This is a genomic window from Actinoallomurus iriomotensis (assembly GCF_030269445.1).
Lineage (GTDB): Bacteria > Actinomycetota > Actinomycetes > Streptosporangiales > Streptosporangiaceae > Actinoallomurus > Actinoallomurus iriomotensis.
On record NZ_BSTJ01000018.1, the window covers coordinates 119,647 to 145,353 of the forward strand.

At 71.7% G+C, this 25,707-nt stretch carries 21 protein-coding genes; 5 read left to right on the top strand and 16 right to left on the bottom strand.

The features are described 5' to 3' along the window. Positions 1–2: 2 nt before the first annotated feature. From QSK37_RS47655 to QSK37_RS47665, 3 genes are all read right to left on the bottom strand, one after another. Positions 3–566, bottom strand: coding sequence for a hypothetical protein (locus QSK37_RS47655; RefSeq protein ID WP_285635645.1), 564 nt, complete (start codon positions 564–566; stop codon positions 3–5). Beyond that, the gene (locus tag QSK37_RS47660) at positions 566–3,388 is read right to left on the bottom strand and encodes a hypothetical protein (protein ID WP_285635648.1); all 2,823 of its coding nucleotides are present in this window, start codon (positions 3,386–3,388) and stop codon (positions 566–568) included. Before QSK37_RS47660 ends, QSK37_RS47655 begins: the two co-directional genes overlap by 1 nt. Positions 3,389–3,606: 218 nt before the next feature. Further along, entirely contained in the window at positions 3,607–4,509 is a 903-nt protein-coding gene (locus QSK37_RS47665) for an MBL fold metallo-hydrolase (protein ID WP_285635652.1), read from the bottom strand. A 96-nt stretch (positions 4,510–4,605) separates the two neighbouring features. On the opposite strand from QSK37_RS47665, the gene QSK37_RS47670 reads away from it, so the two are divergent. After that, positions 4,606–5,499, top strand: coding sequence for an AraC family transcriptional regulator (locus QSK37_RS47670; RefSeq protein WP_285635655.1), 894 nt, complete (start codon positions 4,606–4,608; stop codon positions 5,497–5,499). Between the two features lie 34 nt (positions 5,500–5,533). On the opposite strand, the gene QSK37_RS47675 is transcribed toward QSK37_RS47670, so the two are convergent. Together QSK37_RS47675 and QSK37_RS47680 are read right to left on the bottom strand one after the other, a co-directional pair. Then, positions 5,534–6,409, bottom strand: coding sequence for an NmrA family NAD(P)-binding protein (locus tag QSK37_RS47675; protein ID WP_285635658.1), 876 nt, complete (start codon positions 6,407–6,409; stop codon positions 5,534–5,536). A gap of 14 nt (positions 6,410–6,423) precedes the next feature. Next, a complete protein-coding gene (locus QSK37_RS47680) occupies positions 6,424–7,437 on the bottom strand; it encodes a saccharopine dehydrogenase NADP-binding domain-containing protein (RefSeq protein WP_285635661.1) in 1,014 nt (337 codons plus the stop codon). An 86-nt stretch (positions 7,438–7,523) separates the two neighbouring features. Here QSK37_RS47680 and QSK37_RS47685 point away from each other — a divergent pair, with 86 nt between their 5' ends. Next, a complete protein-coding gene (locus QSK37_RS47685; RefSeq protein ID WP_285635664.1) occupies positions 7,524–8,123 on the top strand; it encodes a TetR/AcrR family transcriptional regulator in 600 nt (199 codons plus the stop codon). 29 nt (positions 8,124–8,152) lie between these two features. On the opposite strand, the gene QSK37_RS47690 is transcribed toward QSK37_RS47685, so the two are convergent. Both QSK37_RS47690 and QSK37_RS47695 read right to left on the bottom strand, forming a co-directional pair. Further along, positions 8,153–8,755, bottom strand: coding sequence for a TIGR03086 family metal-binding protein (locus tag QSK37_RS47690; protein WP_285635667.1), 603 nt, complete (start codon positions 8,753–8,755; stop codon positions 8,153–8,155). A 57-nt stretch (positions 8,756–8,812) separates the two neighbouring features. Continuing rightward, the gene (locus QSK37_RS47695) at positions 8,813–9,376 is read right to left on the bottom strand and encodes a carboxymuconolactone decarboxylase family protein (RefSeq protein WP_285635670.1); all 564 of its coding nucleotides are present in this window, start codon (positions 9,374–9,376) and stop codon (positions 8,813–8,815) included. Between the two features lie 396 nt (positions 9,377–9,772). On the opposite strand from QSK37_RS47695, the gene QSK37_RS47700 reads away from it, so the two are divergent. Beyond that, on the top strand, positions 9,773–11,968 hold the full coding sequence (locus QSK37_RS47700) for a prolyl oligopeptidase family serine peptidase (RefSeq protein WP_285635673.1): 2,196 nt from the start codon (positions 9,773–9,775) through the stop codon (positions 11,966–11,968). Here the strand turns inward: QSK37_RS47700 and QSK37_RS47705 are convergent. The 4 genes from QSK37_RS47705 to QSK37_RS47720 all read right to left on the bottom strand — a co-directional run bounded on the left by QSK37_RS47705 (position 11,901) and on the right by QSK37_RS47720 (position 19,004). Next, positions 11,901–14,819, bottom strand: a complete 2,919-nt coding sequence (locus QSK37_RS47705; protein ID WP_285635675.1) for an AfsR/SARP family transcriptional regulator — start codon at positions 14,817–14,819, stop codon at positions 11,901–11,903. The two genes, QSK37_RS47700 and QSK37_RS47705, sit on opposite strands and share 68 nt — an antisense overlap. Further along, on the bottom strand, positions 14,819–15,493 hold the full coding sequence (locus QSK37_RS47710) for a TetR/AcrR family transcriptional regulator (protein WP_285635677.1): 675 nt from the start codon (positions 15,491–15,493) through the stop codon (positions 14,819–14,821). The genes QSK37_RS47705 and QSK37_RS47710 overlap by 1 nt, the downstream gene beginning before the upstream one ends. Before the next feature lie 130 nt (positions 15,494–15,623). After that, positions 15,624–17,066 (bottom strand): S8/S53 family peptidase, encoded by a 1,443-nt coding sequence (locus QSK37_RS47715; protein WP_285635679.1) that lies wholly within the window; start codon positions 17,064–17,066, stop codon positions 15,624–15,626. Positions 17,067–17,141: 75 nt separating this feature from the next. Further along, positions 17,142–19,004: a cutinase family protein gene (locus tag QSK37_RS47720; RefSeq protein WP_285635681.1), complete on the bottom strand. Its 1,863-nt coding sequence runs from the start codon at positions 19,002–19,004 to the stop codon at positions 17,142–17,144. Between the two features lie 265 nt (positions 19,005–19,269). On the opposite strand from QSK37_RS47720, the gene QSK37_RS47725 reads away from it, so the two are divergent. Continuing rightward, entirely contained in the window at positions 19,270–21,105 is a 1,836-nt protein-coding gene (locus tag QSK37_RS47725) for an SUKH-3 domain-containing protein (protein ID WP_285635683.1), read from the top strand. Positions 21,106–21,143: 38 nt separating this feature from the next. Here the strand turns inward: QSK37_RS47725 and QSK37_RS47730 are convergent, their stop codons facing one another. Beyond that, positions 21,144–21,797, bottom strand: a complete 654-nt coding sequence (locus tag QSK37_RS47730) for a helix-turn-helix domain-containing protein (RefSeq protein ID WP_285635686.1) — start codon at positions 21,795–21,797, stop codon at positions 21,144–21,146. Between the two features lie 167 nt (positions 21,798–21,964). Between QSK37_RS47730 and QSK37_RS47735 the strand changes: the two genes are divergently transcribed. Beyond that, positions 21,965–23,203 (top strand): hypothetical protein, encoded by a 1,239-nt coding sequence (locus QSK37_RS47735; protein ID WP_285635689.1) that lies wholly within the window; start codon positions 21,965–21,967, stop codon positions 23,201–23,203. 18 nt (positions 23,204–23,221) lie between these two features. Here QSK37_RS47735 and QSK37_RS52000 read toward each other — a convergent pair whose 3' ends face one another. The 4 genes from QSK37_RS52000 to QSK37_RS47750 all read right to left on the bottom strand — a co-directional run bounded on the left by QSK37_RS52000 (position 23,222) and on the right by QSK37_RS47750 (position 25,694). After that, positions 23,222–23,356, bottom strand: coding sequence for a DUF397 domain-containing protein (locus QSK37_RS52000; RefSeq protein WP_432705676.1), 135 nt, complete (start codon positions 23,354–23,356; stop codon positions 23,222–23,224). Beyond that, complete coding sequence (locus QSK37_RS47740) at positions 23,353–24,174, bottom strand: helix-turn-helix domain-containing protein (protein WP_285635692.1); 822 nt, start codon at positions 24,172–24,174, stop codon at positions 23,353–23,355. The genes QSK37_RS52000 and QSK37_RS47740 overlap by 4 nt, the downstream gene beginning before the upstream one ends. Before the next feature lie 215 nt (positions 24,175–24,389). Beyond that, positions 24,390–25,283, bottom strand: coding sequence for a hypothetical protein (locus QSK37_RS47745; RefSeq protein ID WP_285635695.1), 894 nt, complete (start codon positions 25,281–25,283; stop codon positions 24,390–24,392). An 84-nt stretch (positions 25,284–25,367) separates the two neighbouring features. Continuing rightward, positions 25,368–25,694, bottom strand: a complete 327-nt coding sequence (locus QSK37_RS47750) for a hypothetical protein (RefSeq protein ID WP_285635698.1) — start codon at positions 25,692–25,694, stop codon at positions 25,368–25,370. Positions 25,695–25,707: the final 13 nt, after the last annotated feature.

The window sequence follows — 25,707 nt, forward strand, 5'->3', positions numbered from 1 at the left end:
GCTCACGCGATCGGCGTCACCAGCGCACGCAGCAGGCCGGGCCACCGAGGGCCGTCGTACACCCGCTCGGGCACCAGGTAACGGTCGGCGCCGACGGGTCGGATGCGCTCGTCGTCGACCGGCAGCAGGACGAGATCCAGGGAGAACGGCCGTGCCCTGCGCCCTAGCCGATCCTCGATCTCGGTCACCACCTGGCCGTTCCGGACGTCCCGCCGCGGGACCGACGCCACTCCCGCGCGCTTCCGTGCGGCGTGCCACCGATGCGCCTCCGCCCAGCGCTCGGCCACGACACGGCTCAGCGCCGTCCTCGCGGCGTCGACCGGCTCGGTCGGCGGTTCGGCGCCGACCAGGGACCGCCACCAGGCCGACCATGCCTCGGCCAGTTCTCCGGCGTCCGCGGGATCCGTACTCCGGTGCGGCAGCGGCTCGACGATCGGTGGCCCGGGGATCACGGGCCCAGCCTCCACCTGGATACGTTCGGCGGCACGGAACCACAGCGCCACGTCGTACGGCGCCGACCACCGCTCGACGCGCATCCGCCACGACGCCGAGCCCGCTCGCCGCATCATCGCTCCCGGCGGTGGGCGCGGGACCACAGGGCCGGCCAGCCGCCCGCGCCCAGCCACGAGGCGGGGACGCGCAGGCCGTGTTCGGCGATCGCGTCCCAGAACCGCCCGGTGTCGGCGTCCATCTCGCGGGCGAGCGGGAACGCGCGCTGCCACGGGCCGTCCTCGTCGGCGAGGGAGGTCGCGGGATGGCCGGGCACGGTGACCGCGCGCGGCGGCGCCACGGGGGTCAGGTCGACCGCGGGAGCGCGGCACGTGACCATGACGGTGAGGGCGCAGAGCAGCGGCTCGGCCGGGCGGCCCGCGATGGCGCGGGCGATGACCGGGTCGTCGCGGTTCGCCAGTTCACCGATCGCCCGGCGCGTGGCACGCGCGACCAGGTCGAGCGCGTACGCGTCGGCCACCGCCGGCAGTTTGACCAGCTTGCGCAGTGACTTGGGCAGCGGAGACCCGTCCACGAGCAGCGAGAGACCGTCGAACCGGTCCCGTACGGCGGGGTCCAGGGCCTCGACCGCGGTCGTCAGCGGGCGGATCCCGCCGGCCGCCCACAGCGCGTCGAGGTCGACGGCACCGGCGTCCAGCGCGCGCCGGCACGCGTCGGCGAGGCGCGCCGGGCCGAGGCGCCGCAGCCGCGTGAGGGCGGCCTCCGGCGGTGTGCCGGCGAGGCGGGCGAAGGTGCCGAGCGCCTCCTCATCCCACGCGCGGCGCGCGAGAGCGTCGAGCGCCGGTCCGGCCTCCTCGATCAGACGGGACGCGGAGCGCTTACGGGCAGGGCGTACGGGCGGTGCGTCATCCGGCTGCGCGCCATCGGCCGCGGCGACATCGGCCGGCTTGCCGGGGATCGTGTCGACCCAGTCCCTGAACCGCTTCTCCAGGGCCGGGTCGGGCGAGTTGTTGAACCTCGCCGCGATCTCCCCCACCCGCCAGCCGCGTGCCGCGGGACGGCGCGCGACCAGCTCGGCGTTGACGAGAAGGGTGCCGTCCTCGCCGTACAGCCCGGCCAGGCAGGACCGGCCCGTCCTGGCCTCCTCCAGGTAGTACGACCCGGCGATGCAGTTGCCCATGTACTCCGACCACTCGGCCAGCGTGCGGGCGTCGCGGGCCACCCGGAAGCGGACCCCGGTGCCGGGCACGGCCGTACCGTCCAGCGCGGCCAGGAGCGCCGGTACGGCGAACTCGCCGGTGAGCGCCTCGGCGATCGCGGTGCCGGCCAGCAGCCCCTCGGTGAGGCCACGCCAGGTCCGGACGCCCTTGGGCGGCGTGCCGCCGAGCGCGACGAGCTGCGCGGCGCCCGAAACGGCCAGCGTCACCGAGTCCAGCCGTGGGGTCAGCGGCTCGTCCGGCGGCGGCGGATCGTGGTCGAACCACGGCGCTCCGGTGCCCGGCGTCACCCGCGCGGCGTCATGCCCGTACAGCTCGGCCAGGGCGTCGATGAGGTCGGCGTACCAGAGCAGGTCGCCGACCATCTCCACGCCGGCGGCGTCCGCCGAGGCCGCGAGCCGCCGGGACAGCGGCTCCTCGGGCCCGAGGAGCGGTGCGGTCCAGGGCTGGATGCCGTCCCACGCGGCGGGCGGGCGGCCGTACCCGGCCCCGGCGCGCCAGTTCCGCAGGCCCGACCGGGCCCAGCGCTGCCGTACACGCTCCGGGACGTCCGTGTAGTCGTAGAGCAGTTCCGCCGCCGTCTCGATCACGAGGAGGGCGAAGTCGCGGGCGCACGCCAGCCGCGGCCGGATGTAGCCCGCGAACTTCGCGTCGTGGGGCGTACCGTCGGTCAGCCTGCGGTGGATGTCGTGGACGTACGCGATGGGATGGGCCGGCAGACCGGTGAGGCCCGGCACCCGGCGGGTGGGCTGCGTCGGGACCCGTCCGGTCTCGGCGTCGGCGGCGCGGATGAGCGCGGCGGAACGCGCCAGGCCGTCCTCCAGGCCGTGGTCGGCGACGGCCACCGCGGTACGCAGCAGGGCGGTCGTGGCGAGCGCGTCCTGCAGGAGCCGGGCCAGCACCTCCGACCAGTACGCGTCGGGCGGGATCCACCGCGCGGCGGCGGCCAGCGACGGCTGCCGGCCCTCGTACGTCCCGAGCCACCTCAGGATCAGCTCGTCGTCATCGTGGCGGCGGCGCCGCCGAAGGTCGCCGACCCGGTCGTGGCGGCTCTGCGTGGCGAGCCGCCGTTCCCGCCGCGCGAGGCCGGCGTGATGCTCCAGCACCTGGGCCCACAGGTCGAGGACCAGCTCCAGCCGGCGCGGACGTGGCACCGGCTCGAGCACCTGCCGCAGGTGGTGGGCGAGCGCCGAGGGCGGACCGTCCGGGGTGAGGGTCTCCGGTGCCCGCAGGGCGAGAACCTGCTCCACCTGCTCCGGCCCGAGCGTGTCGCTGGCCGCGACGGCGAGATGCAGCGCCGCCCATCGGCCCTCGCTCATCGCCCGCGCCGCGGCGGCCCCGACCCGCCTGGTCACCGCGGGCCCGAACAACGCCACGAGGAACCCGGCACGGTCACCGAGACGATGCGCGTTCTCCACCCCGAGGACACGCAGGGCCGCCAGTACGGCGTCGCGCTGGTCCCCGCGCGCCCCGTCCAGCCGCGCGGACCGGAAACCCTCGCCGAGGTCGACGTTGGCGCCCGCCGCGACGACACCACCGGCCGCCACCAGCCGGCCGAGCTCATCGACCGCGTGCCGGACCTGCTCGTCGGTGGCCTCGGCCGGCCCGAGAACGACGGCCGCGCCGGCGGGCGCCTCGGCGGCGTGCACCGGCCCCGGCGATCCGGCGACCCAGACACACCGGCCGTCGGCCACCACACCGCCCGCGAGCCGGATCTTCATTCGGCCCATCATCGCGGACGCCATCGGACAGGCCAACGCGATTTCCCCAAGAAGCCCGCCATCGCGGCGTTCCAGTTCTTCCAGCTCTTAATGGGCGCCTGGAAGTCATCCACAGCCTTCACGTCCCAGCTTCCGGCGCCGGGCGTCAGGCTGGACAATAGAAGTGGGGTCGGCCCCCAGGGCGGGCGGGCCTCACCCGCGCGCCTCACCCGCGCGCCTCACCACCGGCGGATGGTCAGGTGCTCGCCGTCGCGGTGGAGTTCGACCGCTCCCGTGCCGGCGAAGTGTGCGGGTACGACGAGTTCGCCCAGGTCGGCGGCGCGTTCGAGGACGGCGCGGCGGGTGGAGGCCGCCTGCGCGGGGTTCTCGCAGAAGCAGCTGCTGTACGCGGGCTCGAGGATCTGCACCGGGCTGTGCAGCAGGTCACCGACGAACACGGCGCGGTCCGAGCCGGAGGACAACCGGACGATCGAGGAGCCGGGAGTGTGGCCCGGCGCGGGCTCCAGTGCGAGGTTCCGGTCGATCCGGTACTCCTCCTCCCACAGCACGGCCCGGTCGAGCACGGGCGCGACGCTGTCGGCGTACACGATGCGGCTGCCCTCCCGGCGGAGCCGGTCGTGCTCGTCGCGTACGGCGGGACGGCGGTGGGCGTTGCGGGGGTCGAAGAACTCCTGGTCGGCCCGTGGGATCAGGTACGTCGCGTTCGGGAACGCCGGCACCCACTCGTCGTTCTCCCGCCGGGTGTTCCAGCCGACGTGGTCGTAGTGGATGTGCGTGTTGACGACGACGTCCACGTCCTCCGGCCGTACTCCGGCCTCGGCGAGCCGGTCCAGGAAGGGGGTCCGCAGGTGGTCGAAGAGCGGGATCTGCGGCCGGTGCCGGTCGTTGCCCACTCCGGTGTCGACGAGGACGACCTTGCCCTCGCTGCGCAGCAGCCACGTCTGCACGGCGCCGCGATATTCGTCCGTGTCGGGATCCCAGTGGTCCGGCGCGAGCCAGGACCGGTTGTCCCGCCAGATCTCCGGTGTGCTGTCCGGAACGATGAAGCGGGCGGGGGCGATCGCGCCCTGCCACTCGACGATCTTCGTGACCTCGACCTCGCCCAGCTGAAAACCACTCATGGGGTTCACGCTAGGTCGCCGCCGATGCGCTTCTCAATGCTTGATGTGCGCTCCTCGATGTTCGATCGTCTCACGTCCCGGCTAGGATGCGGCTTCATGGACGTGCTGAGCGACGTGATCGCGGTCATGCGCACCGGACGGCCGTCCTCCAGCCGGCTCCGCCTGGGCGCCCGGTGGTGTTACCGCTTCGCGCCTTATGACGGGGCGGGCTTCCACGTGTTCCTGCGCGGCGCCGGATGGCTGCTCACCGAGCACGCGGACCCCACCCCGATCGGCCCCGGTGACGTCGTCCTGGTGCCGCACGGCGGCGCGCACGTCCTGTCCGACTCCCCGCGCGCCGAGCACGCGGTCCCGTTCGAGAGCGCGGCCGCCGATCCGGACGGGCCGACCGACGTGCTGTGCGGCAAGTACCGCCTCGACCGGACGCGGACGCATCCGGTGCTGGCGCGGCTGCCCGAGGTCGTGCACCTTCCCGCTCAGGCCGGGCGGCACGCCGACCTTCGCGCGGCCATCGACCTGCTCGGCGGCGAGGTGAGCGGCCGGCGGCCCGGCCGCGACGCGGTGGTGTCCGGCCTGCTCGACCTCCTGCTCGTGTACATGGTGCGCGCCTGGCTCGACGACAACGCCGCGACCGGATGGCCCCAGGCGCTGCGCGACCCGACGCTCGCCGCCGCGTTGGAGGCCCTCCACGCCGATCCGGCCCGGCCGTGGCGACTCCAGGACCTGGCCGCCACCGCCGGCCTGTCCCGCGCGACGCTGGCCCGGCGGTTCACCTCGGTGACCGGGCAGTCGCCGATGGCGTACCTGGCGTGGTGGCGCATGGCCGTCGCGGCCCGACTGCTCCGCGACACCGACCTGTCGCTGCCGGAGATCGCCCGGCGTGTCGGTTACGGCTCGCCGTACGCCTTCGCCCACGCCTTCAAACGGCACTTCGGCCTCGCGCCGGGCCGCTACCGCACGGCGGACCAGACCGTCGCCGCCACCGCCTGACCGGCCGTACGGAGGCGACCGGCGTGCCCGTCGTTCATCGGGTGACCGGCCGGGGCCGGGTCGCGGTGAAGTCGTGCAGGGTCTGCGGAGGACACCCGCCGATCCGCTCGATGGCCTCGGTCACCTGGTAGAGCTCGTGGCCACCGCCGATCGCCCGGAACAGGTCCCACAGATGGGACAGGTGCTCCACCACGGTGGCGTCCCCGTACAGAGCCGTCGCCCGGTGCCGCCACCGCTGCGGGTCCTGGTCGGCGTACTCCAGCCCGAAGGCCCTCGCCGCCTCGCCGATGGTCATGACGTCGCCGGTCAGCCGACACACCGGATCCAGCTCACCGTCCGGCCCGGTGAGCAGGCCCGTGGCCACTCGCGCGACGTCGGTCCCGGCGATCAGCGGCAGCGTGGTCTCGGCGGACCCGAACGGGAGCTCGAGTGTGCGCCCGTCGCTCGCGTCCGCGAGGACGGCCAGGTTCTCGAAGAAGACGGCCGCCCGCAGGTGGATGGCGCCGACGCCGGCCCGCTCGAAGACCTGTTCCGACACCCAGTGCCGGCGCATGTGAGGAGTGCCGGCGCCCGGGTCCGCGGCGAGCTGTGACACGTCGACGACCCGTTCCAGACCCTCCTGTCGCGCCGCCGCGGCGAAGACGGCCGTGGCGTCGAGCATCCCGTCGGTCACCGGGTAGGTGAAGAAGGCCCGGCGCACGCCCTGTACGGCCGGGATCACCGACGCGATCTCCCGGAGGTCGCCGACGACGACCTCGGCACCAATCGCGCGCAGCTCGGCGGCGCGCGCGTCGTCGGTACGCACGAACGCCCGTACGGCCTGCCCGCGATCGAGCAGCATCCGCGTCACGTGCCGGCCGGTGGAGCCCTGCCGGCCGCCGGCCGCTCCGGTCACGAGAATCGGTGTCATCGCCTGGTCCCTTCTCACAACGTGACGGTGAGGGCGCCGAGCCGTTCGAGCGTCGCGAGGAAGGGTGCCGCGGGAAACGCCTCGCCGGGGCTGAGCACCCCGCTCTTGGCGGGCGCCTCTCCGCCGGTCAGCCGCAGGGCGCCGATCACCGACGCCAGTGCGGCGGCCCGCCACAGATCCTGTCCGCTCAGGTGGCCGGCGCGGTCGCCGTGCTCGCCCAGCGCCTGTACGGCGACGGTGAACTCGGTCCGCGCCCTGGTCTCCACGTCGACGTCCTCGCTGGTGAACACCGGCTCCTCCTCGAACGTCCGCGCGGTCAGCATCGCCTCGACCTCACGCGCGGGGACGTGCCGGGGCACGGTCACGGCCTCGGGGAAGGGAACGGGGGCGATCATCGACCGAGGGCCGACCGGCGGCGGGAAGGGGAAGACCGCGTTGCGCGGTTCCACGTAGCCCACTTGCTGCGCACCGTCGGAGAAGCCGATCCGCACGGTCTCCGCGAAGAGCTGCCGGGCGGTGTCCAGCGCCCCGGTGGTCATCCGCCAGCCGGTGACCGCGTACGCGACCGTCACCCGGCCGACGTCCGCCATTCCCTCGGTGACGGCGCCCGCGAGCAGGTCACCCAGGCCGCCGTAGAAGCTCAGCGAAGGGATCATGATCGCTCCGGTGCGCTGTGCCGTGGCCTGGTGCGTATCGAACAGGCGCTTGACGTGGTGCGGCTCGACGGCGTGGTCGATGTAGTGGCAGCCCGCCTCGGCCGCGGCCGAGGCGACCGGGACACCCGTCACCGAGAACGGCCCGGCGCAGTGAATCAACACGTCGGCGCTCTCGGCGAGCCCGCGGATCGCCTCTCGGTCGTCCAGCGGCGCGGTCACGGCGCGGCAGCCGAGCTCACCGGCCATCGCTCCGAGGGCCACGGCGTCGCGGCCGGCCAGCACGATCTCCTGTCCTCGATCGATCAGCTCGGCGGCCACCAGCCGCCCGGTGTGCCCGGTCGCGCCGTAGATTGCGATGAGTGGTGCGGTCATGACCATCCCACTTCCATACCGAGAGTATGTAACTGATAGTATCGAACGTACGTACGAATAGATCGCACTGTCAAGGGAGTTCGCCGTTGCCTCGCCAGCCTCGCCGCACGCAGGCCGAACGCTCGGGCGCGACGACGTTCAAGCTCGTCGCGGCGGCCCAGGAGCTGTTCGGCCGAGACGGCTACGCCCCCACCTCGATCGAGGCGATCGCCGCTGCGGCCGGGATGACCAAGGGCGCCGCGTACCACCATTTCCGTGGCAAGGCCGCACTGTTCCGCAGCGTGTTCGTGGAGGAGCAGCGACAGATCGCCGACGCGTTGCGGCAGGCCGCCGCGCGGGAACCCGACTCGTGGTCCGCGCTGCTCCGGGGATGCCGGACCTTCCTCGAACACTGCCTGAACCCGGCGTTCCGTCAGATCGTGCTGCTGGACGGCCCGGCGGTGCTCGGCTGGGAACAGGTCCGCGAGATCGAGTACGCCCACACGCTCCGCGTCCTCACCGAGGGAATGAACGCCGCCGCCGCGGACGGGGCCATGATCGACGGCGACCTGCCGGCCCGCTGCCAGCTGATCTTCGGCGCGCTCTGTGAGGCGGGGATGCTGCTGGCCCGCTCCGACGATCCGGTGAGGGCCCTCCCCGTCGTCGCCGCCGAGGCCGAGCGCCTGCTCGGCTCCCTCGCCCGCTGAGGACTCGCCCGGCCGAGGCCGCTGTGCGCCTACACGACCCTGCCCATGCGGTTCAGCAGGCGGTCCTGCCGGGACGCCTCCCGCCCGAGCGTTCCGGGAAGGGCGAAGAACCGGTGCGTCGTCTCGGCGGCGGTGGGAGTCTCCACCAGACCGGCGTAGATCTCTTCGAGGAAGTCGTCGATCCATGCGACCAGGCCGTCGTCGAGCGTCTCGTCCGCGCCGACGGCCCGTGCGAGGTCCCACGTGTGGATGACGGTGTCGGTCGTCCTCACCGCGAGGGCCTGGCGGCCGGTCACCTTTCCCAGCGGGTAGTCCAAGAGCCGCTGGAAGGCCCCGGGAGCGGCGAACGCCTCCGCGCACTCCCGGACGGACCGGACGTAGGCGCCCACCGGATCCGCGCCCAGCGCGTCGGCGTCCCGTAGCCGCAGGAACTCCTCTCCGGAACCGCCCCGCAGCAGCCGTACGTAGCCGAGGTTGCCTCGCGTCATGTGGTTGACCAGCTGACGTACGTTCCACTCGGTGCAGGGAGTCGGCCGGCGCCACTGTGCGGGCCGAACCGCCCCCAGCCTCCGCTCGAACCCGGCGCTGGCCCCGGCGAACCGGTCGACCAGCCCTTCAGAGAAGTCGGACATGGGCCGCAGTGTGGTCGCCCATCGGCGAAACGGCTGGCAGGTATCCGACGTCAGGGCTCAGGTCTCCGGGTCGTCGGCGATCAGCCGCCGGTAGCCGGTGTAGTCGCGGCCGGAGGTCAGGCGCCGGGCGGCGACGGCGAAGTAGCCGTCGTCGGGGGCCTTGACGCCCAGCCCTTCGACGAGGCGGTTCATGAAGTTGAACAGGGCGCACACCGACACCGCGTCGAAGAGGGTCTTCTCCTCCCAGCCGGCGGCGAAGACCGCGTCGGCGTCGGCGTCGGTCATGCCGCTCGGCGTCAGGGTCAGCTTGCGCACGTACGCGAACAACGGTTTCAGCTCGTCGCGTACCGGCGCGGACTCGACGTCGGCCAGCAACGCGGCCAGCACGCCCTCTTCCACGCCGAACGCCTCGGCGACCGCCCCGTGAACCCCGTGGCAGTAGTGACAGGCGTTCAGTCCCGAGACGTAGGCGGCGATCAGTTCGCGCTCGCCGACCGACAGCGCGGAGGGGCCGCGCAGCACCACCTCGTGGTAGTCGACCAGCGGCGCGGAGGCCTCGGGGAAGGCCTTCATGACGTCCAGGACGCCGGCGGCGTCGGGAAGCGAGGAGAGAAAGGGCATCGCGGTTCCACCTCCACGGGGGCAACATCCGGACGCGAGGCTAACGACGAGATCTCAGAGGTTTCTCAGTAAACCGGCGCCCGGCCGGAGAGCGGAAAAGCGAGCCTGCGCAACGATTTACCGGCGATCTACTCGGCCATTACTTTGCCCACCATTGAGAAAGCCGACCCGTTTATCGATCGCACCCACGGGGATGTTTGTCGACGTAATTGCCCTTTTCGGGCTTCCTATGGGGATCCGGGAGGCTGTCATGAATGGATACCTGCCCTATAGCTCGACCGGTCCGGCTCCTCGCTTCGGAGGCGTTCGCGGCTGGCAGCAGGACATTCTTCGAGGCGAGTCCTAGCTGAGCGCGTCGAGGTACCGCGGGTTTCACCGGCCGCGGTACCTCGGCCCATGAGGGGACGGGGGGCGCTGGTGGCGCGACTTTCTTATCCGGCCGCTCGGCGCGGCGACGTGGTGGAGACTCTGTTCGGCCTGTCGATCGCCGATCCCTACCGGTGGCTGGAGGACGGCCACGACACGGGCGTACGGGACTGGGCGTCGGCCCAGGATCGGCTGTTCCGCGCGTATCGCGCCGGATGGTCCGGGATGGGGTCGTGGGCGTCGCTGGTGGAGGAGGTCTCGTCCTTCGGCGTGTCGGAACCTCCCACCGTGCGCGGTGGGGTCAGGTTCCTGGCCGAGCAGCGGCGCGAGGACGAGCAACGGCGACTGCTGGTCGTCGACGCCGAGGGGAACCGGTGGGTGCTCGTCGACCCGGCGGAGATCGACCCGACCGGCCACACGGGCCTGTACGACTGGTGGCCGTCGCGCGAGGGCGAACGCGTGGCCGTCCAGCTGGAGGTCGCCGAGCAGCCCGGCAGCGACATCCTCGTGCTGGACGCCCGTACCGGCGCGACGCTGGACGGACCGCTGCCGCACGCCCGCAACACCTCGCTCGCCTGGCTTCCGGGCGGGCAGGAGTTCTACTACGTCAGCCGCGTTCCCGACGATCAGCTCGCCCCCGGCGACACGCGCCTGCACCGGCGCGTGCGGCTGCACCGGATCGGTACGGGCTGGGAGGACGACACGGTCGTGTTCGGCGACCCCGACACCCCGGACCACTACTACGGGCTCACGGTCAGCGCCGACGGCCGTCACCTGGCGATCACCGCGATGGCCGGGCCCGCCTCGCCCAACCATGTGTACGTGGCCGAGCTCGTCGACCCGCGGGCCCCGCGGTTCGTCAGGGTCGTGGACGGGCGTACGACGCGGGCCCGCGTGCTCCCCCGCTTCCTCCCGGGCGGCGACCTGCTGCTCGTCACCGACTACCAGGCGCCGTGCGGCCGGATCTGCGTGACCGACCGGCACGCCACCTACCCGGCGGCGTGGCGCACGCTGGTCCCCGAGGATCCGGACGCGCCGCTGGACGAGTGCGTGGTCCTGGACGACCCGGCGCTCGCGCGCCCCGTCCTGCTGGTGGCCCGCGCCCGGCACGGCATCTCCACCGTCACGTCGCACGACCTGGCCGACGGCCGGCCGCTCGGCCGGCTGCCCCTGCCCGGCGCGGGCGTCGTGTCGTCCCTGCGCACGAACCTCCCGTACGGGCGGCAGGCCTGGTTCGGCTACTGCGACGTGGCCACGCCGCCCGTCATCTACCGCTACGACGCCGCCGACGGGACCCTGGAACAGGAGGCCGGCGCCGCGATCACCGGGAACGCGCCGAATATCCGCGGCCGCAGCGTCACCTACCGCGCGAGCGACGGTACGGAGATCCCCCTGTTCCTGTTCACTCCGGCGGAGGAACCTCCGGGTCCCCGCCCGACGCTCCTGTACGGCTACGGCAGCTTCGGCATGCCGATGCGGCCCTGGTTCTTCCCGCTGGCGGCCGCCTGGGTGAGCGCCGGCGGCACGTACGCGGTCGCCTGCGTGCGCGGAGGCGGCGAGGCGGGCGAGGACTGGCACGAGGCCGGCCGCGGGCCGCGCAAACACCGGGCGATCAGCGACTTCAACGACGCCGCGGCCTGGCTCGTCGAGACGGGCCGGACCACGCCGGGCCGGCTGGCGAGCTACGGCGTGTCCGGCGGCGGGCTGCTGGTCACCGCCGCCGCCACCCAGCGACCCGACCTGTACGCCGCGGTCATCGCCGCGGGCCCGCTCTGTGACATGGTGCGCTACGAACATTTCGGGCTGGGGCACACCTGGACCGAGGAGTTCGGCACCGCCTCCCACCCCGACCAGCTCCGCTGGCTGCTCCGGTACTCCCCGTACCACAACCTCAGGCCCGGAACGCCCTATCCGGCGTTCCTCCTCGCCGGTGCGGTGACCGACCTGCAGACCGGCGAGGCGCACGTCAGCAAGATGTGCGCGGCCCTCCAGCACGCCACGAGCAGTGACCGGCCGGTCCTCATGCGCCGCGAACCCGACACCGCCCACGCGGCCTCGCCCGCGAGCCGGGAACGCGCCCTGACCGCGGACATCCTGGCGTTCGCCGGAGAGCACACCGGCCTGTCCCCGGACGGGCCGGCGTCACGGCGGACGGCCGCTACGCCCAACGGCCGGGCACCTCGATGGCGCCGGCGAGCTGCTCGGGACTGCCGGCGGTCTCGCTGAGGGCCAGCACCGCCTCGAACTGCTCGCGCGCCTCGTCCAGGTCGCCCGTCGCGAGAAGGCTGCCGCCCAGCCGGTTCCGGATCTCCACCTCGAGGCCGACGTTGGTCTGCTCGCGGACCGCGGCCAGCGCCCGGCGGTGGAGTTCGAGGGCCGCGCCGGTGTTGCCCAGCCCCTCCTCCGTCATGCCCAGCCGGGTCAGGATGGCGGCCTGCTGCGGCAGGTCGCCGATCTCCCCGGCCAGGTCGGCGGCCCGGTGCAGCGGTCCGATGGCCTCGGCCAGCCGGCCGCGGTCCATGTGGAGGCTGCCGATGTGGCTCAGCGTCTTGCCGATGACCCGTGGACTGCCGATCTTCTCGGCGAGCCGGAGGGAGCGCGCGTAGTGTTCGAGGGCCTCGTCGTACCGGCCGAGCTGCTGGTATGCGGCGCCGAGGTTGCAGGTGGCCATGCCGACGAGCCAGTCGTCGCCCAGCGGCCCGGCCAGCTCCAGCACCTTGGTCAGCCGGGCGAGCGCCTCGGAGGTCCGCCCCGCCCATCGGGCGACCGTGCCCAGCACTCCCAGCGCTCGTGCCTGCTCCCGCAGGTCACCCGAGCGACCGCTGATGGCCAGGGCGTCGTTCAACCAGGCGTACGCCTGTTCGTAGTCGCCCTGCAGGCCGTACGCGATGCCGAGGCAGGTCCGCAGTGACGAGGCCAGCCGGCTCTCGGACGCCTCGACCAGCGGCAGCACCGTTTCGGCGACCGCCCGGCACTCGTGGTAGCGGCCCTCCCGGACGAGGTAGTCGATCAGGCTGTCGGCGATCAGGCAGGCCTCGTCCACGTGACCCACGGCCGCCGCGTGCGCGGCCACGTCGGCGATCTCGCCGGCCGCCGCGTCCAGCCAGGAGGCCGCGTCCTTCGCGTCGGCGAAGGGCAGGAAGTCCGGGGCCGGCCCGGCCGGTGGATCCTCGCGGTGGTAGCCGTTCGCGCATCGGGCGGCGGTCACGTAGAGCCGGAAGACGCCGGTACGGGCCGCGGTGACCTCGGCCGGGTGTTCGGCCGCGAGCCGCCGTGCGTACGCCGCGACCAGGTCGTGCAGCCGGTACCGGCCCGCGGTCGGCTGCCACAGGAGGCTGGCGTCGACCAGGCTCTCCAGGGCGTGCTCGGTCTCGTGCCGCGACCAGCCGAGCATCGCGGCCAGCGTCAGCCCGTCGAACTCCACCGTCGGCGACAGCCCCAGCGCGCGGAACGCGCGCTGGGTGCAGGGCGGGAGGTGGTCGTAGGAGAGCCGGAACGCCGCCTCCACGCTGCGGTCCTCCGCGGTCAGCTCGCCGAGGCGGCGTTCGTCGTCGGACAGCCGGGCCACCAGGTACTCGAACGTCCACATCGGCCGGCTCTGCAGCCGCGCCCCGGCGATCCGCAGGGCCAGCGGAAGCCGGTCGCACAGCCGGGCCAGCTGACGCACCGCCTCCGGCTCCTGGTAGGCACGCGCGTCGCCCACGAAGCGGGCGAGGAGCTCCCCGGCCTCGTCGAGGTCGAGCGGTCCCAGCGAGACCCGCTGGTCCACGTCGAGCCCGGCGAGCCGCCGGCGGCTGGTGACGAGCACCCTGCTGCCCGCCCCCGCGGGCAGCAGGGGGCGTATCTGCTCGGCACCGACCGCGTCGTCGAGCACCAGCAGGGACCGCGTCGAGGCGGTCGCCGCGCGCCAGGACGCGGCCAGTTCGTCGAGGTCGTCCGACTCGTCGTCGGCGCCGACCGCGCGCAGCAGCCGCCGCAGCACCCGCATCGGGGCCGGCGGCTCCCGGTCGGCGCTGTGCCCGTGCAGGTCGACGAACAGGCAGCCGTCCGGATACCCCTCCTGGAGCAGCCGCGCGGCGCGCACCACCAGCGCCGTCTTGCCGACGCCCGCCACACCGTCCACCGCCAGGACCGACACCGCGTCCGTACGGTACGGCGCGGTGAGGAGCGCGATCTCCCGGGCGCGGCCCGTCAGCTCGCCGACGTCGCCCGGAAGTTCGTTGCGCCGGCGGTGACCCGGCGCGGACGGCGCCGCCGGAGCCGTCGCCAGGGGGGCCTCGGCCGGCGCGCGCCGTGGGGCGTCGCCGAGAAGGAACGCGTCGTCACCGCGGAGCACCGCCTGGTGCACCCGCCGCAGCTCCTCGCCCGGCTCGACCGCCAGGTCGTCGACCAGCCGGCCGCGTACCTGGGTGAACACCGACAGCGCGTCCGCCTGCCGGCCGCTTCCGTACATGGCGCGCATCAGCAGCGCGGCCAGCGACTCGCTGTGCGGGTGCGTCGCCGTCAACGCGGACAGCTCGCTCACCGCCTCGGCGTACCGGCCCAGCCGCAGCTGACATTCGAGCTTCTCCTGCAGCAGGGCGATGCGGCGCTCGGTCAGCCGCAGCCGCTCCCCCTCCGCGAACGGCCCGGGCAGCCCGCTCAGCGGCTCACCGTGGAACAGCTTCAGGGCGTGGGACCAGGTGTCCACCGCGGCGCGGAGGTCGCCGGAGGCCCGCGCCGAGGCGGCCTCGACGGCGATCTCCTCCAGCCGCGCGGTGTCCACCCGGGCGCCCTCGCTGACGAAGCGATATCCGCCCCGGTCGCGGCTGATCACGGTGTCCTGGGCGCCCGCGGCGCGCAGGCGCTCGCGCAACCGGTGCACATAGACCGGGATGACCTTGCCGCCGGTGCCCGGCGGCTCCGCGCCCCAGATCCCGTCGAGCAGCTCCTGCCGGCTGACCGTGGCGTCCGGCCGCAGCATCAGGGCGACCAGGAGGGCCTGCTGGCGGACCGGTCCCAGGTCCAGCGGGACGTCGCCGAGCCAGGCCCGCACCGGGCCGAGCACCGTGAACCGGAGTTGCCGGAGCGTTCCCATCATGCTCTCCCACTTTCGGCGACGTCCGCCTGGAACGGAGGGGAGGCGCCCAGCACGTCGAACTGGAGACCGGCGTCGACGGAGTTCGCCGCGAGCATCGCCATCAGGAAGGCGTTCACCAGGAAGCGAAGCAGCGTCGCGCGGTCCATGTCCCGTTGTTCGAGCCAGCGCAGGACGCACTGGTGGAGGAAGGTGAGCTGCCCGTCGATGGCGGTCCGCAGCACCGCCGAGCCGCGCACGGTCTGCGGGTCCGCCGGGCTCATCCGCGCGAGGTGCTCGACGAAGCTCTCGACTCTTCGCTCGCGCTGGGCCTTCGTCACCTCGGCGACGCCGGGGATGCCGATGCGCCCTTCGACGAGCGCGACGTAACCGACGGCGTGCTCTTCGGCGTAGGTGATGAGGCCGTCGATGGCGCGCTCGAGCTGCACCAGCGGCGGCAGGGAGACGTCCGGCTCCGTGGCGGCGACGAGCTCCTCCGTCGCCGCCCGCACCACTGCCACGAGGAACTCCTCCCGGTCATGGAAGTAGTGGTACAGCAACCCCTTCGAGACACCGGCCGCACGGGCGACCGTGCCGACCGACAGCGTCTCCACCGGCTGCGTGCCGAGCAGCTCTATGCCAACGCGCAGAAGCTGCTCACGCCGCTGGTCCGTATCAAGTCGAACCCTGACCATGTCGGCAAACTAGCAGTATTGACCGCTCGTTCAATAGAGAATCCGGAAAAACACAGGCCGGTGCTCTGCGGGGAGCACCGGCCTGTGGGCCGTACTGGCCGGTACTCCGCGAGAGAGCACCGGCCCGCTGTCACGAGGCCGGCCGGAAGGCCCCCAGACCGTTCGGCACTCCGACTCCGGTGGGCCCGTCCCAGCCGGGCCCGGCCACGCACAGCACCGTCGGGGCGTCCCCGCAGCCCTCCGCGCCGTTCTCCATGTTCGAGCCGGTGGTGACGTCCTCGATCGCGCCGCGCGGCGCCCGGTAGATGGTGTTCGGGCCGCTGACCTTCTTGGCGGCGCCGGCCCGGACGAACAGGCCCGCGAGGTACGGCGACGCGGCGCTGGTGCCCACGCCGACGCCCCATCCGCCCACCGGGTCCGCGCTCGCGGTCGGCCAGTAGGTGTCGTAGATCGTCAGGCCGCTCGCGGCGGCGGAGATGTCGGTGGTGGCGCGATGCCCCTGGCAGAGCTTTGCCACGGACGCCGGCTGCCGGTTCGCGGGCGGCAGTGTCGTGCTGCAGCCGCTGGAGGAGGACATGTACTTCTGTCCGCCCTCCACCTTCCCCCACGCCTTCTTGGTGAAGGTCTGGCCGCCGTCGGCCGAGGTCAGCTCCACCCCGCCCGCCGAGATCATGAAGGGCAGCTGCTGCGGCCAGTTCTGATCCTTCGGCTTGATGCCCAGGAAGCCCAGGTCACCCGCTGCCGAGAGGATCGGGACACCCGGGTGGTGCATGCGCTCGGGCAGCGCGCCCTCCGTGAGGATGTCGCTCTGCATCCCGTTGCCGATGAAGTAGCTGATGGACACCGCGTCCGCGCCGAGTTTGATGGCCGTGTTCGTCGCGTTGGCCTCGTGCTGGGCGTCGAGCTGCGGGAAGCCGGCCGCGCCGGCCGCGATCGATGCCGGTTCGATGGGCTGCTCGACGACCAGGATCTTGCAGTTCGGGCAGGCCGCGGACACCATCTCGACGTCCATGGCGGTTTCCAGGGTGTAGCTCTGCGCGAGCTGCGAGAGCAGCGGGAGCCGGACGGTCGTCGCCGGCGGCTTGCCGCCGTTCTCGCCGACGACCTTCAGGCAGCCGTTCGCGGCCGTACAGGCCGGGAGCCCGTACTGCTTGCGATAGGCGACCAGGTCCGATTCCAGGCTCGGATGGTGGGCCATGGTGACGATGCCCACGGTCCCGCCCTTCCCCTTGCCCGCCGGCAGGTGGAAGGTGCGCGCCAGGTCGTACGGGCCGAGGCCGGCCGGTTCGGTGGTGCTCGCGGGCTTCGACGCGTCACCGGACGCCGCGACCAGCCCGAAGTCGCACCCGATGCGGTACTTCTTCGGACCCGCGCACGAGTTGACCACCTTGTGCGTGCGCCACAGTGAGCCGTCGAGGATCGACGCGCGGAGCGCACTGGCGCTGTCCGAGCTCACCGTGCTCGCGGCGACGGTTCCGGCGGTGTGCTGCGCCGGGGACAGCGCGGCCACGGTCACGGCCGCGACGGTCGCCGCCGCCCCGGCGACGGCGACCCCGATTTTCAGGTATTTCATCGTCTTCTCTTCTGGAGGGGGGAAGGGGCAGACGCCCCCGGCCGCGCTGCTCTGGACGGCCGGGGACGCCTGGTATCAGGAGGTCGCTATGCGCTCGCCCAGCCAGTCCGCGAGCGTCTCCACGGCCGGCTTGCCCGTACCGTCGACCGAGGTGTCGCCGTACGCGGTGTGGACGCTGGAGGCGTAGAAGACCGCGACCTGGAGACCCTCGCTCGCCACGTGCTGGGGAGTGAGGTCCTCCTTGACCAGCTGCTTGAGGGTGCCGTTCGGCAGCTTGAGCCCGGCCACCTGCAGGCCGTGCTCCCCCAGGTCGAGGACCTGCGGCAGCATTCCGAGCACGTTGACGCCGAACACGTTGTTCAGCGACTTCACCGGGTGCTTCTGGTCGATGACCGGCGGGTGCCGGGGGTCGAACTTCTCCACAGCGGTCTGCATCTTGCGCAGGTCACGGACGATGCGCGTCCAGTTGACCCGGTCGAGGACGATGAGCGCCTGACCGACCAGCTGGGCGTTCTGGTCGGGAATCAGCTCCAGCGCCGCGCCGAGCGCCTTGAAGTCGATGTCGTTGGCGATCTGGGCCAGCGGCATGAGCCGGTCCTCGATCGCGTTCACCGAGCGGAAGGTGCCCTTGACGTCGCCCTTCTTCATCTGCTCGGGGAGCGCCTCGGCGGCCTTGGTGATGCCGGCGAAGTCGATCTTCGTGAGCTTGAGGATGTTGTTGGCCTGCCCCAGCAGGTGGGTGGGCTGGAGCGCCAGGAGGACCGCCGTGACCTGCGCCACCTGGCCCGTCGGCACACCCGCCAGCGGCGCGATCTTGCTGGTGGCGTCGGCCGCGACCGAGGCCAGGGAGTCCAGGTCGTTGTTGGACGCGGCGGTGGTCGCCTTGTCGAGGTCGCCGGCGAGCCCGACCATGTCGATCTGCCCGAGGGTCTGCAGCACCTGGCCGGCGTCATGCGTCTGCGGGTTGGCCAGCAGCGCGTTCACCAGCAAGGGGTTGGAGGCGAGCTTGGCCAGCGCCTGCACGGGCTGGACGAGAGCGGTGAGGTCGGTCGCGGTCTTCTCGGCGCCCTTGGCGTTCTTGTGCTTCGCCTGACCCGCGAGCTTCTTGATGCCGGCGGGCAGCAGGCTGAGGTCGGGGTTCGGCCCGTCTTCCTTCTTGTCCGGGTCGTCGGTCTTGCTGGGGTCGGGCGACTGGCTGAGATCGTCGTTGGCGCCGGCCAGCAGGTTGGTGAGGCCCACATTGCCCAGCACGGCGCCGAGCGCCAGCGTCAGGTGGTTGTTCTTCGGTGAGGCGCAGTACAGGTCGCCCTTGAGGCAGACCTCGGCCACCTTTCCGTTCAGGGCGCCGTACCCGCCCTTGCGCGGACCGAGGAGGCCCTGCGTGCCGGGCAGGTCGTTGCCGAGGACGACTTCGCCGTCCGTGCCCTTCTGCGGGTCGGCCAGGTTGCCGCCGGCGATGAGGTCGGACGCCGGGACCGGGCCGTTTCCGTTCCCGATCTGGGCGAGGAGATCGCCGACGATGTCCGCGCCCTGGCTGTAACCGACGCCGACGAACCTGGTGCCCGGGCAGGATTGAGAGATCTTGGTGACCGCGGCCTTGGCGGCCTTGAGGCCCGCCTGCTCCGAGTCGGCGTAGGTCTCGTTCTGGGTGAAGGCCTGGGCGTCGTACGGCACGGTGTACGTGGAGACCCGCGAGCCGAACCGCTGCTCGAGGCGGTCCGTGACGCCCTTCAGCATGCCCGTCGCGGCGTTCGGATCCGCGGAGGGGGTTATCTCCCAGGTTCCGGGTACCGAGACCAGCTTCACCGGGCTGCAGGTGACCTCGGCATCGGCGTGGGCCGTTCCCTGCGGGGTGAGGGTGGTGGCCGCCACGGTCGCGCCGGCCGCAGTGACGGCCAGCGCCGCCAGACCCAGCCGTCGGGCGCGCCACCTTCTCACTCTTCTCGCGTTCGACATGAAGTGCACTGCTTCCTTCCTTGCTGTCGGGGGACTTTGGCGCGCCACGGGAGGGGTCGGCCGGGCGCGCCGGAGGGTGGCGAAGGAGGGGACGTCGACCGCGGTCGACGACATGACGGTTCGCGGTGAACCGGGGTGGAGAACGCGGGCACCGTCTTTTCGCTGCGAAGTTAGTCAGGCCCGTTGAAATCCCGATGACACACCAATTACGTAGAGCGCTTGATGCGCCGTTCCCTACCATTGCGGCATGGCCGACGGTGACGCGATATCCGTCCTGTCCTCCGCGTTCGGAGAATTCTTTTTCGCCGAGGAGGTTCATCGGTTCGACGGCGACGCGGCGCGTCACGGGCGTTCCCGCGCCGTCATCGACGACGCCGCCGAACGCGCCCGGATCGTCCGCTACCTGCGGGGGGCGGAGGTGCTCGAACGAGACCAGGCGTGGCTGTTCACCCTGTTCGACGACGAGGATCCGGCCGCCTCGGCCGAAGGCGTTCCGCTGTCCTACTACACCGACGGCACCTGGATCTGGTCGGACGGCTGCGCCTACCACCTGATCGCCCACCACCACGCGCCGCAGCCCGAGTTCCTCGACCACATCGCCGCCGCCGAATACCGGTGCGGCCCCGTCTCACCGGCCGTGGTCGCGAAGGCCCGATCCGCCCTTGGCGCCCATCGGGAGATCGCGGATGACCTCTACCTCCGGTCCCTCGACCAGTGCCCGATCGACCGGTCGGGCTGGGCGAACGACCCGCCCACCGTTCCGTACGACCCGGATCGGACGGGCGAGCTGGTGAGCGACGACTCCCCCTTCGGTTTCGACGTCGGGCTCCTCCTGACGAACGCGGGTTGGCGGCCGGGACGCGACGCGGGCGCGCACGTGACGCGCTGGCTCACCGAGTTCTGTGCCAGGGACGGGATCCAGGGCCGCCGTCATGAGGTCTTCCCCGCCGCCGTCGAGCTCCTGACCGAGTTCGGCCTGCTCGACGTGGCCGAGCCCGGATGCCACATCCACTTCCTCCCACTGGAGCCATGGATCGATCCGGTGGAGTACACGAGGTTCGCCGACGACCTCGGGACGCGGCTCTTCCCGATCGGCCTGATCGAGGTCGACGGCGGCGTCCTCGGCCGGCGGTACGACTACGGCGTCGGCCGGTTCTTCACCGACGAGACCGGGCGGATCCTCGCCCGGTACGACAACGCCTGGTACCTCCTCGGCCGGGATCTCGGCTCGGCACTCGAACGCGTCCTGAGCGAAGAGCCGGCTCCGGAGATCACCTGCGGAGACGGCCGCCCTCCGGCCGGCGCTCGCATCTGCGAATGGACCCGCCTCAACCCTCGGTGGTATCCCTTCAACGGTGAGACCGCCTTCAGGCTCGCCGGCAGTTCTTTCCGTCTGAACGCCGGCGATCCCGAATGGACGCTGGAAACCGGATTCCCGCGGATCGAAGCCGCGATCGCGGAGGCCGACGGCTCACTGGCACGCGAACTGGGCTGGCGCCGGGCCGCGGTCCGCGGCACCGACGTGTCCCCGTGGCTCGCCGAGCGGGCGGTCGAGATCGCCGGTGTACGTCCCGAAGCGTTCCGGCGGCTCAGCCCGCTCGGCCGCGAACTCGGCCCGCCGAGCCCCGACGACATCCGCACGTGGTTCTCCCTGAACGGCGACGCGCCGTTCGGCCTTCGCTGGACCCGGACGGCGGCGTTCGGCGACGGACGGCGCGGCTACCTCGTCGCCGACCGGAACACCTACCTCCGGGACGAGCTGATCGACTGGCTCGCGAACGCCGTCCGGAGACTCGACCGGGCGCTACGCGGCCGGGGGTTGCGGGTGCTCGAACGCAAGGACGTCGACCGTGACGACCCGTACGGCCGGCTGGTGGTGAGCACGGGCGCCGCGGCTCCCGCCCTGCGGATCAGCGTGGCCGACGAGGGCTGGTTCGCGACCCCCGACGTCCCGGGCGCCGAGAGCCGGCTCCTCCGAAGGCTCGACGAGACCGCCCACCGCCACGCGTACGGTCGGATCGGATTCACCGACCTGGCCCACGACATCCACGCGATCCTGCTCGCCGACGCGCTCCGCGGCTGAGGTCGGAACGGTGAGCGCGGGCCGTACGCCGACCGAGGTCAGGACGGCGGACGCGGGCGACCGGCGGCGAGCGCCAGCACGGCCCTGGCCCGGCGCGCCGGATCGGCCGCCGGCTCCAGGCCGAGCTTCTCGAAGATCTCGCCGACGAGCCTGACCACCGTCGCCTCCTCGAACCACAGCCGCGCGGCGATCACGTCATCGGGCCAGCCCGCGGCGAGCAGATCCACGACCTCACGCTCCACCCTGCCCAGCCTTCGCAGTTCCGTCCCCCAGGTGGAACTGATGAGATTCCCGATCAGCGCCTGGTCCAGGCCGAACTCGCCCGAAACGACGCGCAGGAGCGCGAGGACGACGTCGGCGGGCCGACCGAGACTTCTCTCCGGCAGGTATCCGACGCCGCCGTCGGCGGTGAGGAGCTCCCTCGTGTACGCCACGTCCGCGGTCGGTGAGAGGAGCACGAACCCGGTCCCCGGGTTCCGGCGCCGCAGGTCCAGCACCGTGAGTACCTTGTCGAGATCCGCGTACGCCCGGCGCACCGTCGTCACGGCCACGTCGGGCCGCTCCCGCTCGGCCGTCTCGATCAGCGCGGGGAACCCGTCGCCCGCCTTGATCACCTCCGCGCCGTACGCCCGGCTCAACCTGGCCATGCGTTCGGCGAGAGGGAGATTGTCGCCACCGACCACGATCCGCACGCGGCCAGTGTGCCCTGATCCACGTCGCGGCGGCGTTCTCGCCATTCCGTGCACGGATTCTCGCCAACCAGCGCGCGGCGTTCGTCTCGCCGACGAATTCCGAGCCCAGGACATTAGGCTTCCGGCCGCGACGACCCTGGTCGGGTCTTCGGGAAGGCTGGGGCGAAATGAATACAGGTGGCCAGGTCCGCCACGGGAAGCGCGTGCGGGCCGCGGTGGCACTGGCGACTGCGGGCGTGGTGGGGATCACCGGTTGTTCGGGCGGCAGGAAGAAGGCACCGCAGCGACCGCTGACGATGGTGGACGTCGGCACGGCGGTCACCGCGGTGCCGCTGCTGCACTGGACGGGCTCCTGGAAGGCGTACGGCCAGTCGCTGACGCTCGACCTGCGCGCCATGGGCGACGGTGACGCCATCGGCACCGTGACCGACAAGGGCGACTCGGCGCAGGTCATCGTCGTCGACGGGTCGCGGGTGTTCCTCAAGGCCGGCAAGGCGTACTGGCGGCACGGCGACACCAAGGCCGCCGACGTCGCGCGTTACGCCGGCCGATGGGTGGACGAGGGCAGCGGTGTCTGGGGCGCCGCGCTCGGCGACCTGTCCCCGCGCAAACTGGGCAGCGCGCTCAAGGTCTCGCCCGTGAGCGACCCGTGGACCCCCGCGCCGCCGACGCAGACCACGACGCCGCTGCCCACCCCGTCGGACGTACCGTCCGGAGCGGCGCGCTTCATCCCCGACGACTCGCAGTCCCTCCCCGCGGGAACGTTCTGGGCGTCGGCGTCCTCCCCGCACACCCTCGTCGCCTACACCGGTGTCGGCCTGCCCGGCGAGAAGGAGGACTATGACCCCCCGGTGAAACAGTCCACTCTGTCGGTACGGGCCGGCAGCGTCCAGGACGCCCGAGCGGCGTACGCGGAACTCGCCGCCCAGGCCCGCACGCTGCCGAAGACGATGGTCATCGAGAGCGGCTTCTCCACGGACTTCAACGTGGACAACGTGGACCTGCCGTCACACTGCCGGAGCGGAAACTGCCACATCAAGGTGACCGGCCACAACCAGTCGGACGAGCACCGGTCCGTACAGGCCAGTGTCGACGTCACGGTCTACGGCAGCAGGTCGATGTCCGGCGGCAGCGAGAAGGCCGTCGGCGACTGCGTCGCGAAGCTGCCCCTCGCCGCGCCCGGCAAGACCGTCCACGGCTCCTGCAACGTGACCGATCCGCGGGTGGACCGCTTCTGGAACTCGGTCCCCGGCTCGTTCATCAAGATCGCCTACTGGGACGAGCACCACGTGATCAGCAACATCAGCGCACAGGAGGCGTTCGATCCCACACCCCTGCTCACCGAACTGACCACCCGAGCGAACAACCCGCCGGCCGGGCAGCCCACCCCAAGCCACACCCCCTGACCACGCGCAGCCCCGGACCTAGGCCGGACGAACCGCCTCCGCATCTGACGAATCACATGCAGGCAGAATGGCCACTTGGACGCACTGCCCTCCCTCAGCGCCGCTGTATTCGCTCGTACGCCACTGGACGGTGGACAGGTCCGGAGTCTTCATATGCTCTCCATAGCCTTCCGGATGACACGCCGTGTCTCAGCTACAGAGTACGCATGGATTCGGAGCAAGTCATACCTCATGGCGCAGTTCGCGACAGACGCCGGGCTCGCGATTAGATTGCCCTGACCTGCTGCTTCGATGTAGGCGATGTCGGGCTCGTCGCCGAAGCCGAGGATCGTGAAGCTACCGGAGTACGCCACATAGTGCTCGGTGTCCTCGGGCAGCACCTGAATGTTTATGTTAGGTCGTTCGCTGAGCTCGAGTAAGTAGGCAAGCTGCTCTCTCACGATCTCGGGTGAACCGATGATGCGACGGAGCACCTGCTCATCGACGATAAAGAAGATTCGAGGTGCGTTCGGGCGGTCGAGAATGCGCTTTCGGTCCATCCGCGCCTGCAATGCCTCGTCGATGACGTCGGGAGCCATGAACGAGCTCATGATCGCGCGTGCGTAGGCCTCGGTCTGGAAGAGTCCTGTGATCAGTAGCGCTTCGAAGGTATAGGTCCTGGCGGCTGCGGCCTCCAGCTCCAGGTACTTGGAGAAGCCCGGGGGCAGGGCGATGAGATGGCGCGTGTCCTTGATCAGCTTCCAGAGCTCGACGAAGAGGCCGCCGGTCTTGAAGAAGGTGTCGAGGTCCTCGCTGAACTTCTCGGAGGGAATGTTCTTCGCGGCCTCCAGCTGGCCGATGAGCTGCGGCGTGTAGCCGAGGGTCTCCGCGAGTTCGAGCTTGGTGAGATTGGCGCGCTCCCGCCACGATCTCAGAATAATGCCGTAGGCACGGATCGCCGGAGCTTCGTAGGCTTCAGTCTGTGCTGGCATAAGGAATCTCCAAATTGTCAGCCGGGGGGCGGTCGCTCTCTACATATCGTAACGCGGCATAACCGAGGGTGCATAAGTTTTCCACAGGCGATACCGGAGAGAGTTCACGGTGATTTCGCGCAATACGATCAACGCGAAAAGTCGTTTTTCTCCGAATGTTCGCGCGCCCGTACAAGGACGCCGACCGCCGAGGCCATGCCGATTCTCCACACGAACTACCCCGCCCGGTTCGGCTCGATCAGCCGGGCGGCGCCGGCCCGGACCGCCGCCTCCTCGCCGGGGAAGTACTCGGAGAGGAAGGCCGCCAGGTCGTAGCCGGTGAAGTCGTCGTCCTGGAGTTCGAGTTCGGCTTGGGCCAGCTGTAGCGCCTCCGCGTACCACTGGCCCCAATCGTCGTGACCGATTCCCACGACCAGCAGCACCGCCGTGTCCGATGGCGTGACCGCGAACAGCAGGCGCAGGTCGGATGCCTCAAGCCGCAGCTCACTGATCTCAGGCTGGGTGTCCGCACCGAGTTGCCGCTCCAGTTCGGCGGCGGCGCGCAGCATCTCGTCGGCGGCGGCATGGGCCGGCGCCACCTCATCGGCCGCCCGGCCGGACACGTACGACTCGTCGAAGGCCGCGAACGCCTCGTCGAGGGTCCGGTTGGCCAGCGCCGCGGTGTACCCCGCCTTCACGACCTCCTTGCGAGCACGGAACGCATCCACTGTCGCCTGTACCCGCTGCAAGAACAGGGTCGCCCGGACTTCTTCCGCCACCAGGTCCTCGTACCGTCGACGCGCGTCGGCCGTAACCTCCTGACCGATCCGCAGCTCCAGTCGCTTACGCGCGGTGGCCAGGTCGGCCAGGCTCCGGCGCACCCCCCGCAGAAGCCGAAGCTGACGCTGGTAGCAGTGATCCAGCGCGATCCCGGGATGTTGCCCGCGCAGCGCGGATTCCAGCGGAAGGACGAACGGTGCCCCGAAACCACTCTCCAACAGAACCGTCACGGCCTCGCCGACCGTCCGACCCACCTGGCGGTCCTCGGCCAGCAGAGTCGCCAGCCAGTCGCGGACCTCGCTCGACATCCGAACCCGACAGCCCGTGCGCTCGCCTGCCATGTCGTCCACGGTGGCACCGGCGGACCGACGCGACAAGCGGCGGCGAACACCGTGATCTTTCGGACACCGCCCCGACACCTCGGAGCCCTCGGGTCAACGCGTGATCGACGAGGTGTCGTGGCGGCCCGAGCCGCCCGCGGGCCACCGGGTCCGGTCCCGCTTCCTCTTGCTCGCCCTCGCCCTTGGCGCGGTGTTGCTCACGGCACTCGCGGTCGCGGCGGTCGTGTGGCTGCCGGGCGGCGAGCGGCGCCACCCGTCGGGGGCGACGGCCGTACGCTCGGCGCCGGTGACCGGGCCGCCGGACAGCGCCGTCACCGCCTCACCGGCGGTCAGCGCCGCCCGCGCGAGCGTCGTGCAGGTGATGGGGACCGCGCCTTCGTGCGGCCGGCGCCTCGCCGGGAGCGGGTTCGTGTACGCCACGGAACACGTCCTG